The organism is Pseudomonas sp. EA_35y_Pfl2_R111, assembly GCF_963970955.1.
Taxonomy (GTDB): domain Bacteria; phylum Pseudomonadota; class Gammaproteobacteria; order Pseudomonadales; family Pseudomonadaceae; genus Aquipseudomonas.
On record NZ_CAXAOM010000001.1, the window covers coordinates 221,768 to 234,156 of the forward strand.

Consider the following 12,389-nt stretch of genomic DNA (forward strand, 5'->3'; position numbering starts at 1 on the left):
GTAATACACATCCGTAGGATGGGGTAGCGGCGCAGAAGAAGGATTGCGCGGCGCTGACAAACTCGCGCGCCGTGTAACCCATCGAGCCAATGGTGGATACAGCATGGGTATCGCGAAGCTCAACCCACCCTATGAAACCCGATGGCGACGCGCCTCAATAATGTTGGGCAACTGGGAAATGCGCCCAAGCAGTCGGCCCAGTGCATCCAAACCGGGAATCTCCACAGTGATCGATATAGACGCCGTATTGTCATCCTTGTTCGAGCGGGTGTTCACCGCCAACATGTTGAGCTTCTCGTTGAGCAGCACCTGGGTCACATCGCGCAATAGACCAGAACGGTCATAGGCCCGAATAATGACATCCACCGGGTAGGTCTGTACCGGTACCGGCCCCCAACTGACCTGAATGATCCGTTCTGGCTCACGTCCAGCTAATTGCAGCACCGAAGCGCAGTCCTGACGGTGAATGCTGACGCCTCGGCCTTGGGTGATGTAACCCACAATCGGATCGCCCGGCAACGGCTGGCAGCAACCGGCCATCTGCGTCAACAGGTTGCCCACCCCCTGAATCTGGATATCGCCGCGCTTGCCCGGCTTGAAGCCCAGCGCTTTACGCGGGATCAGCTCCAGCTGTTCGTTGGCCCTATCCGGCTCAACCAGCTGCTGTGCCAGGTTGACCAGCTGCGCCAGGCGCAAATCGCCGGCGCCCAACGAAGCAAACATGTCCTCGCTGGTTTTCATATTGGCCTTCTCGGCCAGCTTTTCGAAGTCCACATGAGGCAGCGCCAGGCGCTGCAACTCACGTTCAAGCTGGGTTTTACCCGCGGCAACGTTTTGATCGCGGTCCTGCAATTTGAACCAGTGAACGATTTTCGCCCGCGCCCGCGAAGTGGTGACGTAGCCCAGGTTGGTATTTAACCAGTCACGGCTCGGGGTGCCGTGCTTGCTGGTGATGATCTCCACCTGCTCGCCGGTCTGCAGGCTGTAAGTGAGCGGGACAATACGCCCGTTGATCTTGGCGCCACGGCAGTTGTGGCCGATTTCGGTGTGCACACGGTAGGCAAAATCCAGCGGTGTCGATCCCTTGGGCAAATCGATGGCGTGGCCGTCCGGGGTGAACACATAAACCCGGTCCGGCTCGATGTCCACGCGCAGCTGCTCGGCCAGACCGCCAATATCGCCCAGTTCTTCGTGCCATTCGAGTACCTGGCGCAGCCAGGAAATTTTCTCTTCGTAATGATTGGAGCTGGCTTTGACGTCGGTGCCTTTGTAGCGCCAGTGCGCGCACACGCCTAGCTCGGCCTCCTCGTGCATTGACTGGGTGCGAATCTGCACCTCCAGCACCTTGCCTTCCGGGCCAAGTACCGCGGTATGCAGCGAGCGGTAGCCGTTTTCCTTAGGGTTGGCGATGTAATCGTCAAACTCCTTGGGAATGTGCCGCCACAAGGTGTGCACGATACCGAGGGCGGTGTAGCAATCACGCACCTGCGGCACCAGCACGCGCACCGCGCGCACGTCATAGATCTGGCTGAACTGCAGGCCCTTACGCTGCATTTTTCGCCAGATCGAATAGATGTGTTTGGCCCGACCGCTGATATCAGCCTTGATCCCGGTGGCCTCCAGCTCCTCGCGCAGCTGGCCCATCACTTCATTGATGTAGTGTTCGCGGTCGAGACGACGCTCATGCAGCAGCTTGGCAATTTGCTTGTATTGTTCGGGTTCCAAGTAGCGAAAGGACAGGTCTTCCAGTTCCCACTTGATATGGCCGATGCCCAAACGGTGGGCCAACGGTGCGTAGATGTCGAACACCTCGCGCGCCACGCGCTGACGCTTCTCATCGTCGGCTTCCTTCACCGCACGGATCGCGCAAGTGCGCTCGGCCAGTTTGATCAGCGCCACACGTACGTCATCGACCATGGCCACGAGCATTTTGCGCAGGTTCTCCACCTGCGCCTGGGAGCCGAGCACCAGGGAATCACGCGGATTCAAGGAGGCGCTGATCGCCGCCATACGCAGCACGCCTTCCACCAGCTTGGCCACCACCGGGCCGAAGCGCTGATGGACCAGCGCCAACGGCACCTTGCCTTCGCGCACGCAGCGGTAGATCACGGCGGCGACCAGGGAGTCCTGATCGAGCTTGAGGTCGGCGAGAATTTCGGCGATCTCAAGACCGGAGCGGAAGCTCGACGCGCCCTCGGTCCATAGATTCTTAGCGGCATTGGCTTGCTGCTCGGCCTCGCGGGCGAACTCGCAAGCCTCGCGCAGGGCTTCGCGATCCAGCGCCGGATCAACACTCAGTACATGCTCGAGCCAGGCCTCGAGGTTGATGCTGCCGTCATCGTTGATCGGCTGATGCGCTCTAACCTGAACCATCTTGCTTACCTTCCCTACGGTGCGCGGTATACACACCGAACAGTCGCCGCCTTCTATGAGCCGGTCGGTTTAACCACTTAAGGCGTACTCCCTGTGCGCCCCTGCAGCGCTGAGATAAGGGCCGCGCCGGATAAACCAAGCATTTGCCCCTTGTACCCCAACGCTTCTATCTACTGCCTGACAAACAGCGCCATCGCTTCGACGTGCGCGGTTTGCGGAAACATATCGAGGATACCGGCACGTTCTAACCGGTAGCCCTGCGCCTGTAACTCGGCGCTGTCGCGGGCCAGGGTCGTCGGGTTGCACGACACATACAGCACCCGTTTGACGCCCAGCGCCGTCATTTGCTTGATCACCTGAAACGCGCCATCACGCGGCGGGTCCAACAGCACCGCGGCGAAACCGCCCTGAGCCCAGCCCGCATCGACCAGCGGGTTGGACAGGTCGGCCTGGAAAAAGTGCGCATTGCCCAGGCCGTTGCTCGCGGCATTCTCAGCGGCGCGCTCGACCATGGTCTGCACGCCCTCCACCGCCACCAGTTCCCGCACCCGCTGGGCCAGCGGTAAGGCGAAATTGCCCAGGCCGCAGAACAGATCCAGCACCCGCTCGTCGGCCTGCGGCGCCAGCCAGTCCAGTGCCTGCGCAACCATGGCGTCATTCACCGGCTGGTTGACCTGCACAAAATCACCGGGCCGGTAAGCCAGATCGAGATCAAACGCATCCAGGCGATAACTCAGCTGCTGCGCCGGCTCAAACGGCTGCGGCTCGGCAGTGCCGTGCAACCACAGCTGCGCATTCTGCTCAGTACAGAACGCCTGCAAACGAGCCAGGTCCGCTTCACTCAATGCAGCGGTATGTCTTATCAGCACAGCACTGGAGCTGCCGCTGAACAACTCGACATGACCAATGGCCTGGGGTTTATCCAACTCGCGCAGAACCTGGGGTAACGCGCGCAAGATCGGCTGCAAGGGTTGTACCAGCACCGGGCAATCGCTGATGGCGATGATGTCCTGGCTCGCCGCCGCGCGAAAACCAACATCCAGGCGCTTGGCCTTGTTGTCCCAGCGCACGGCGATGCGCGCGCGGCGGCGATAGCCCATCTCCGGGCCGACCAGCGGTGCGGCCCATTCCTTCGGTTCAAGGTTAGCGAGGCGGCTGAGCTGCTCGGCGAGCATGCGCTGTTTCAGGGCAAGCTGATCGGCATGGGGCATATGCTGCAGGCTGCAGCCGCCACAGACTTTGGCATGTGCGCAGGCTTCGCTACGGCGTTCGGCGCTGGCGGTGAGAATGCGCTCGACCCGCGCCTCGATCACCTTGCCGTGGGCACCCAGCACTCGCGCTTCGATCTGCTCGCCGGCCAGTGCACCGCTGACGAACCAGGTACGCCCTTCGCTGAAAGCGATGCCCCGGCCATCGTTGGCCAGGCGCTCGATGGTGAGCTTCTGCTTCTTGCCCACCGGCACCTGGGTTGCACGGGAACCACCGCTGGGTTGAAAGCGCAGACCGCCGTCTTTCTTGGCCATCAGTTGCTCGGGGCGTCGTAAACGCCGCTGGACAGGTAACGGTCGCCACGGTCGCAGATGATCGCCACCATCACCGCGTTCTCGACCTCCTGGGACAGGCGCAGCATCGCCGCCACCGAACCACCGGAGGACACGCCGCAGAAGATGCCTTCTTCACGCGCCAGACGACGCATGACGTCTTCGGCTTCCTGCTGACCCATGTCGATGATGCGATCAACCCGCTCGGCCTGATAAATCTTCGGCAGGTACTCCTGCGGCCAGCGGCGAATACCAGGAATCGCCGCGCCTTCCATCGGCTGCAGACCGACGATTTGCACGTCCGGCTTCTGCTCTTTCAGGAAGCGTGACACGCCCATGATGGTCCCGGTGGTGCCCATGGAACTGATGAAATGGGTGATCTGCCCGCCCGTCTGCTGCCAGATTTCCGGGCCGGTGCTGGTGTAATGGGCAATCGGGTTGTCGCCGTTGGCGAACTGATCGAGCACCTTGCCTTTGCCATCAGCCTGCATCTGCAGGGCCAGGTCACGCGCCTCTTCCATGCCGCCGACCAGAATCAGCTGCGCGCCGTAAGCGGTCATTGCCGCCTTGCGTTCGGCGGTGGAGTTGTCCGGCATGATCAGCACCATCCGGTAACCCTTGATCGCCGCTGCCATGGCTAGGGCGATGCCGGTATTGCCGCTGGTGGCCTCGATCAACACATCACCGGGCTGGATGTCGCCGCGCTGCTCGGCGCGAGTGATCATCGACAGCGCAGGGCGGTCCTTAACCGAACCGGCCGGGTTATTGCCTTCCAGCTTCAGCAGCAAGGTGTTGCTGGTGTTACCCGGCAGGCGCTGCAGACGCACCAGCGGGGTGTTGCCGATGCAATCGGCGATGGTTGGGTAATGCGGGCTCATGGCGAACGAGATGATCCAAAAGCAAAGAAGGTCGCCATGATAACGGCAAACCGGTGGCAGCCATAACTGCCGTGCTGGCCCCGAACTACAGGACCACAGCTGGAAAAATGCGAAGGCCTCGGCAATGCCATGCAGCCATGCGAATGTTTAGCGTGGCGCCCGGTTACCATAACGGCCAAAACAACGTGCAGGGCTGCTTCGTTATGATCCGTAAATCCATTCGTCTCTGGGCCTGGCTGCTGATTCTAAGCGGCCTTTATCTGGGCTATAGCGGCTTTAGCGAAATCAGTAGCACCTTAGGCTCCTGGCTATTCGAGGAGAGCGTCGAGGGTAAGGTCGTCGGTCACTCCAGTAGCCGGGTAGGTAACAGCCTGAGGAGCAAAACCCTGATCGCGCCCGTCGTGCAGTTCACCACCGAACAGGGCCAGACCCTGACCTTCACCGATCGGGTTCAGCATACCGGCGGCGGCCACAACGTCGGCGAACGGGTCAAGGTGCACTATGATCCCGATCACCCCGAGCAGGCAGCCATTGCCACCTCAACACTGTGGACTGGTACCGCCGGGATCCTCGGCATCCTGTTTGCTGTCGTACTGAACATAGTGGGGCTGCTTATATTGCTGGCGGCAAAGCTGCCCTGGCAGCTCGATAAATCGAGCTGATACGAGCCACAGCCCGCCCCCAAAGCGCGGGCCCAGCGCTGCCGCACTGGGCGTCTGAACCACTTGACTACAGATTCTGCGTGGCCGAGTCGCTACACTGCGCCAACGTCAACACAGGAGGTAACGAGTGTTAAAGGATCTAGGCATCAAAGGCCGTGTGCTTATGCTCACCCTGTTGCCCACCAGCCTGTTGGCGCTGGTGTTGGGCGGTTATTTCACCTGGGTACAGTTGTCCGGTTTACAGGGGCAACTGCTGCAGCGCGGGCAGATGATCATCGAGCAGCTGGCACCGCTGGCCGCACCCGCCCTGCATGCCGGTGATAGTGAGGTGTTGCAGCGTATTGCCAGTCAGGCACTCGAACAGCCGGATGTGCGCGCCGTGAGTTTTCTCGCCGCCGAGCGCGACACCTTGGCGCACGCGGGTCCGAGCATGCTCAACCCTTCGCCCGTGGCAGGCGAGCCGCAGCCCGCACAGAACAGCAACCAGAACGCCACACGCTTTCTGTTGCCGGTGTATCAGCAGCACCTGAGCCTGACCGGCAAGGCTACTGACGAGCCAGACACGCGGCTGCTGGGCTGGATCGAACTGGAGCTGTCGCACCACAGCACCTTGCTCAGCGGTTACCGCAGCCTGCTGGCCAGCCTGCTGCTAATCGCCACCGGGCTGATGGTCACCGCCCTGCTCGCCGTGCGCATGAGCCGCACCATCAACGACCCGCTTCGGCAGATCAAACATGGCGTAGCGCAGCTCAAGGACGGCCATCTGGAAACCCGTCTGCCGCCACTCGGCAGCCACGAGCTGGATGAGCTGGCCTCGGGTATCAACCGCATGGCCGAATCGCTGCAGAACGCCCAGGAAGAACTGCAACACAGCGTTGATCAAGCCACCGAAGACGTACGGCAGAACCTGGAAACCATCGAAATTCAGAACATCGAGCTGGACCTGGCGCGTAAGGAGGCCCTAGAGGCCAGCCGGATCAAATCCGAATTCCTCGCCAATATGAGCCACGAGATCCGCACCCCGCTCAACGGCATTCTCGGTTTCACCAATCTGCTGCAGAAAAGCGAACTGACCCCGCGCCAGCAGGATTACCTGGGCACCATCGAAAAATCCGCCGATAGCCTGCTGGCGATCATCAACGAGATTCTCGATTTCTCGAAGATCGAAGCCGGCAAACTGGTCCTGGAAAATATTCCGTTCAACCTGCGCGATTTGCTGCAGGACACCCTGACCATCCTTGCCCCCGCCGCCCACGCCAAACAGCTGGAGTTGCTCAGCCTGGTTTACCGTGACACGCCGCTGTCGCTGATCGGCGACCCGCTGCGGCTCAAGCAGGTGCTGACTAACCTCGTGAGCAACGCGATCAAGTTCACCCGTGCCGGCTCCATCGTGATTCGCGCCATGCTCGAGGACGAAAGCGTCGACCGCGCACAGCTGCGCATCAGTGTGCAGGACACCGGCATTGGCCTGTCCGATGAAGACCTGCGCGAGTTGTTCCAGGCCTTCAGCCAGGCCGACAATTCGCTCAGCCGCCAGGCCGGCGGTACCGGCCTGGGCCTGGTGATTTCCAAGCGTCTGATTGAGCAGATGGGTGGCGAAATCGGCGTCGACAGCACGCCCGAAGAAGGCTCGGAGTTCTGGATTACCTTGAGCCTGCCCAAAGCCCGCGACGATGCCGAAGATCTGCCGCGCCCACCGCTTCTCGGCCGCCGCGCGGCCGCCCTGGAACACCACGACCTGGCCCGCCAGGCGCTGCAGCATCAGTTAGAAGACTGCGGCCTGCAGGTCAGCGGCTTTGACGATCTCGATAGCCTGCTCAGCGCCGTGGCCGAAGCGCGGCGCAGCGCACAGCCTTTTGAGCTGGCGGTGCTGGGCGTAAGCACCCAGACCCTGCCGCCGGAACGCCTCGACCAGCGCATTTGGGAACTCGAACGCCTGGACTGTAAAACCCTGCTGTTGTGCCCCACCACAGAACAGTCGCTGTACCACAGCCTGTTGCCGGATGCGTACAGCCAGTTGCAGGCCAAGCCCGCCTGCACGCGCAAGCTGCAACGGGGCCTGGCTGAGCTGGTCAACCCTCGGCAAAATCGCGTGGAGAGTCCGCAAAGCGCCCCCAGCCGCCCGCCGCTAATCCTCTGCGTCGACGACAATCCGGCCAACCTGCTGCTGGTGCAAACCCTGTTGGGCGATATGGGCGCGCTGGTGACCATCGCCAACAGCGGCTATGAGGCCGTGGAAAAAGCCGCCGAGCAGAGCTTCGATCTGATTTTTATGGACGTACAGATGCCTGGCATGGATGGCCGCCAGGCCACAGAGGCAATTCGCCAACAGGAAAATGGGCGCAACCAGGGCCCAGTGCCGATTGTTGCGCTGACCGCTCACGCCCTCGCCAACGAAAAACGCGCGCTGTTGCAAAGCGGCCTAGACGACTACCTGACCAAGCCGATCAGCGAGCGTCAGTTGGCCCAGGTGGTACTTAAATGGACCGGTCTAGCCCTACGTAACCAAAGTAGCGAACACAGCGGCATCAGCGCCACGCATAACAACCTCAGCGTGCTGGATGCCGATGAAGGCCTGCGCCTGGCTGCCGGCAAGGCCGACCTGGCAGCCGATATGCTGAGCATGCTGTTGGCCGGACTGCCCGGCGACCGCCAGGCCATCCGCCAGGCGCGGGACAGCGGCGAGCGTAACAGCCTGATCGAACGGGTGCACCGCCTGCATGGGGCCACTCGCTATTGCGGCGTACCGCAGCTGCGCGCCGCCTGCCAGCGCAGCGAAACCCTGCTGAAACAGAACGACCCCGCCGCCCAACAGGCCCTTGATGAGTTGGATGCCGCCATCGACCGATTGGCCCAGCACGCCCAGGTCAGCGCCTGAGTTAGGCGCACGAGGAGCCCCATGCGCATCATTCTGTTCAGCAGCAAGCCTTACGACCAGCAGAGTTTTCGCGCTGCTGGGTTCCCGGATAACTGGCAGCTGAACTTTCAGGAAGCCCATCTGCGCCAGGATAGCGCCGGCCTAGCCGCCGGTTGCGAGGTGGTTTGCGCCTTTATCAATGACGACCTCAGCGCCCCAGTGCTGCAGCAACTGGCCACTGGCGGTACTCGGCTGGTTGCCCTGCGCTCGGCCGGCTACAACCATGTCGACCTGCACGCCGCGCAAGCCCTCGGCCTGACGGTGGTACGAGTACCGGCTTATTCACCGCACGCCGTCGCCGAACATGCCCTGGCGCTGATCATGACCCTCAACCGGCGCACCCACCGCGCCTTCAACCGTACCCGCGAAGGCGACTTTTCGCTACACGGGCTGATTGGCTTCGACCTGCACGCCAAACAGGTCGGCATTATCGGCGCCGGACAGATCGGTCTGACCTTTGCGCGGATCATGGCCGGTTTCGGCTGCCAGCTGCTGATCCATGACCCGGCGCCCATCGCCGAGCTACCCGCCGGCGCGCAGCAGGTGACACTGGATCAGCTAATTGAAGACAGCAACATCATCAGCCTGCACTGCCCGCTCAACGCCGCCACTCATCACCTGATCAACGCCGCGCGATTGCAGCAGATGCAGCGCGGCGCAATGCTGATTAATACCGGGCGTGGCGCCTTGATTGATACCCCGGCGCTGATCGGCGCACTAAAAAGCGGGCAACTGGGCTATCTGGGTCTGGATGTTTATGAAGAAGAGGCCGAGCTGTTCTTCGAGGACTGCTCCGAACAGCCGTTGCAGGATGATGTGCTGGCGCGCCTGCTGAGCTTCCCCAATGTGCTGATTACCGCGCACCAGGGCTTTCTGACCCACGAAGCATTGGCTGCGATTGCCAGCACCACCCGCGACAACATCGCCGCCTGGCTGGCAAATGCGCCGATCAATCAGCTGCTTCCTAGCCCGTGATAGCATTCGCGCCTACTTGGAGGACTCATGGCCGAACACGACTTTCGCTACAACCTGCTCAACCCCGAGCACACCCTGATCGAATGCCGCGCACTGGCACCGGGTCGTTACCAGGTCACCGGCAATGGCGGCTCGATCCAGAGCGGCGACACCCTGTTGGTGACCCTCAAGGGCAGCCGTGAGCTGTCCATGCGCCTGCTGGCCGACAAGGTTCGCCACCTGATCAACCCGCGCGGTCAGTGGGTTGCTGTGGCTACCGGCCCGGCGTTCAAGGAACTGGCGATTTTCAATTGGCAGGCCAACTGCGACAGCTGCAATGCGCAGCTGGACTTTGAGTTCGCCGTCGACGCCGCCCTCGGCAAAAAGGCCCAGGCGCCGGCCGCAGAGGCGCGAATCAAGGAACTGGGCTGGCAGTCGAAAAACGCCAAGCACCTATGCCCGAAATGCATCAACAAGGAGGCTATATGAAACGCGCACTGACTATCAGCCTGCTGGCGGCCGGCCTCGTGGGCTGCGCCACACCCGCACCGCAGCTGGAAACCGAGCATACCTATCAGGTGGAATGGATCGGTGAACGCCCGCTGGTTGATCGCAGCCATCTGACCATCACCCTCGGTGACGACGGCCGCGCCTATGGCAATGCAGGCTGCAACCACTGGTTTGCCGGTTACACCCTGGAGGGTGACAAGCTCAGTTTCAGCGCCGCCGGCAGCACCCGCAAGATGTGCGCACCGGCGCTGATGGAGCAGGAAGCGCACTTTCTCGAGAGCCTGAGCAAGGTAGAACGCTGGGACTTCTCGGCCACCGAGCAGCTGCAGCTCTGGCCCGCCGAAGGCAAGCCATTGCGCCTATGGCCTGAAAGCAAATAAGAGCCCCTCTCGGATCTGCTGCGCGCCGGCCAAACTGCGTTGAAACGGCGTCGGCAAGCCGCGGTTGGCTAACGCGCTTTAGCGCGGCCCGGACGGCGAGTGCAACGAGTAGCGCTCACTTACAACCAGTACGCTCCGCTTCCTCAGCCGCTTGACCAGCCGAAGGCTGTTACTAACGTAGCGCCTTGTTTTGCTCTAGCTCACGAGATCCGAAACAGACTTTAAGCGCACAAACCATACGCAAATAAAAAGGGAGCCCGAAGGCTCCCTTTTTATTTGCGGCCGAAACTCAGTGGATGATCTGGCTGAGGAACAGCTTGGTGCGTTCGTTCTGCGGGTTGGTGAAGAAGGCGTTGGGCTCGTTCTGTTCAACGATCTCGCCCTTGTCCATAAAGATCACTCGGTTCGCCACGGTGCGGGCAAAGCCCATTTCGTGGGTTACACAGAGCATGGTCATACCGTCTTCAGCCAGGCCGATCATGGTATCCAGCACTTCCTTGACCATTTCCGGATCGAGGGCCGAGGTCGGCTCGTCGAACAGCATGATCTTCGGCTTCATGCACAGTGCACGGGCAATCGCCACACGCTGCTGCTGGCCACCAGAGAGCTGACCAGGAAACTTGTTGGCCTGCTCCGGAATACGCACACGTTCAAGAAAGTGCATGGCAATCTCTTCAGCCTGACGCTTGGGCATCTTGCGCACCCACATCGGCGCCAAGGTGCAGTTCTGCAGCACGGTCAGGTGCGGGAACAGGTTGAAGTGCTGGAACACCATGCCGACTTCGCGACGCACCGCTTCGATGTGCTTGAGGTCGTGGGTCAGCTCGGTGCCATCGACCACGATGCGCCCCTGCTGGTGCTCTTCCAGACGATTGAGGCAGCGGATGGTGGTCGACTTGCCCGAGCCGGACGGCCCGCACAACACGATACGCTCACCGGCCTGCACATTCAGGTTGATGTCTTTGAGCACATGAAACTGACCGTACCATTTGTGCACGCCTTGCATCTGGATCATGCCTTCAGCGTTAGCAGGTGCTGGCTGTTTAATTGCTTCACTCATGGGTTAGCTCCTAACGCTTATGGCCGGTGTCCAGCTTGCGCTCCAGATGTTGGGAGTAGCGGGACATACCAAAACAGAAAATCCAGAAAATCAGCGCGGCGAACACGTAGCCTTCAGTGGCCATGCCCAGCCAAGCCGGATCGGTGGTGGCTTGCTTGATGCTGTTGAGCAGGTCGAACAGGCCGATGATGATCACCAGGCTGGTGTCCTTGAACAGCGCAATAAAGGTGTTGACGATGCCGGGAATAACCAGCTTCAGGGCTTGCGGCAGAATCACCAGGCCCATCATCCGCCAGTAGCCCAGGCCCATGGCCGCAGCGGCTTCGTACTGACCCTTGGGAATCGCCTGCAGACCACCGCGCACCACTTCGGCGATATAGGCCGACTGGAACAGGATCACCCCGATCAGCGCACGCATCAGCTTGTCGAAGCTCAAGCCCTCGGGCAGGAACAGCGGTAGCATCACCGAGGACATAAACAGCACGGTGATCAACGGCACCCCGCGCCAGAACTCGATAAAGGTCACGCAGATCACGCGGATCGCCGGCATGTCCGAACGCCGTCCCAGCGCCAGTAGAATGCCTAGTGGCAAGGCACCGGCAATACCGACGGCAGCGATTACCAGGGTCAGCATCAGGCCGCCCCACTGGCTAGTCGAGACGGTCGAGAGCCCGAAGAAGCCACCGTGCAGCAACCAATACGCCAACAGCGGATAAACCACTAGGAAGCCCAGGCCATACATAGCCTTGCGCGGCATTTGCGGCACAAACAGCGGTGCAGCACCGATGATTGCCAGCCACAAGGTCAGGTCAACGCGCCAGCGCAGCTCACTCGGGTAGAAACCGTACATAAACTGGCCGAAACGCTGCTGCACAAACACCCAGCAGGCCCCGCCACTGGTGCAGTCAGCCCGGGTGGTGCCGGTCCAGTCCGCATCGATCAATGCCCACTGAATCAGCGGCGGCACAATCAGCCACACCAGGTACGCGGCGAACAGCGTCAGCAGGGTGTTGAACCAGCTGGAGAAAAGGTTGGCGCGCAGCCAACCAAGCACACCGACGCTGAGCGCGGGTGGCGGTAGATCAGGTTTGAAGGTATGAGTTTGCATGGCTGC

At 61.2% G+C, this 12,389-nt stretch carries 10 protein-coding genes; 5 read left to right on the top strand and 5 right to left on the bottom strand.

From position 1 onward, the window contains the following. Window positions 1-129 precede the first annotated feature (129 nt). From relA to cysM, 3 genes are all read right to left on the bottom strand, one after another. Window positions 130-2,373 carry a GTP diphosphokinase gene (gene relA / locus AACY25_RS01265; RefSeq protein WP_339522052.1) on the bottom strand — a complete coding sequence of 748 codons (2,244 nt, stop codon included), beginning with the start codon at window positions 2,371-2,373 and terminating at the stop codon, window positions 130-132. A gap of 170 nt (window positions 2,374-2,543) precedes the next feature. Next, on the bottom strand, window positions 2,544-3,896 hold the full coding sequence (gene rlmD / locus AACY25_RS01270; protein ID WP_339522054.1) for a 23S rRNA (uracil(1939)-C(5))-methyltransferase RlmD: 1,353 nt from the start codon (window positions 3,894-3,896) through the stop codon (window positions 2,544-2,546). Continuing rightward, window positions 3,896-4,792: a cysteine synthase CysM gene (cysM, locus tag AACY25_RS01275; protein ID WP_339522056.1), complete on the bottom strand. Its 897-nt coding sequence runs from the start codon at window positions 4,790-4,792 to the stop codon at window positions 3,896-3,898. Before cysM ends, rlmD begins: the two co-directional genes overlap by 1 nt. A 203-nt stretch (window positions 4,793-4,995) precedes the next feature. Between cysM and AACY25_RS01280 the strand changes: the two genes are divergently transcribed. The 5 genes from AACY25_RS01280 (at window position 4,996) to AACY25_RS01300 (ending at window position 10,215) form a co-directional block, all read left to right on the top strand. Continuing rightward, entirely contained in the window at window positions 4,996-5,454 is a 459-nt protein-coding gene (locus AACY25_RS01280) for a DUF3592 domain-containing protein (protein ID WP_339522057.1), read from the top strand. A 127-nt stretch (window positions 5,455-5,581) separates the two neighbouring features. Continuing rightward, window positions 5,582-8,332: an ATP-binding protein gene (locus AACY25_RS01285; protein ID WP_339522058.1), complete on the top strand. Its 2,751-nt coding sequence runs from the start codon at window positions 5,582-5,584 to the stop codon at window positions 8,330-8,332. 21 nt (window positions 8,333-8,353) lie between these two features. After that, complete coding sequence (locus tag AACY25_RS01290; protein WP_339522060.1) at window positions 8,354-9,346, top strand: 2-hydroxyacid dehydrogenase; 993 nt, start codon at window positions 8,354-8,356, stop codon at window positions 9,344-9,346. Window positions 9,347-9,373: 27 nt separating this feature from the next. After that, window positions 9,374-9,814 (top strand): hypothetical protein, encoded by a 441-nt coding sequence (locus tag AACY25_RS01295; RefSeq protein WP_339522062.1) that lies wholly within the window; start codon window positions 9,374-9,376, stop codon window positions 9,812-9,814. Next, window positions 9,811-10,215: an META domain-containing protein gene (locus AACY25_RS01300; protein WP_339522063.1), complete on the top strand. Its 405-nt coding sequence runs from the start codon at window positions 9,811-9,813 to the stop codon at window positions 10,213-10,215. The genes AACY25_RS01295 and AACY25_RS01300 overlap by 4 nt, the downstream gene beginning before the upstream one ends. Window positions 10,216-10,504: 289 nt before the next feature. Here the strand turns inward: AACY25_RS01300 and AACY25_RS01305 are convergent, their stop codons facing one another. Further along, window positions 10,505-11,275, bottom strand: a complete 771-nt coding sequence (locus tag AACY25_RS01305; RefSeq protein ID WP_339522065.1) for an amino acid ABC transporter ATP-binding protein — start codon at window positions 11,273-11,275, stop codon at window positions 10,505-10,507. Between the two features lie 10 nt (window positions 11,276-11,285). Then, window positions 11,286-12,383, bottom strand: a complete 1,098-nt coding sequence (locus AACY25_RS01310; protein WP_339522066.1) for an amino acid ABC transporter permease — start codon at window positions 12,381-12,383, stop codon at window positions 11,286-11,288. Window positions 12,384-12,389: the final 6 nt, after the last annotated feature.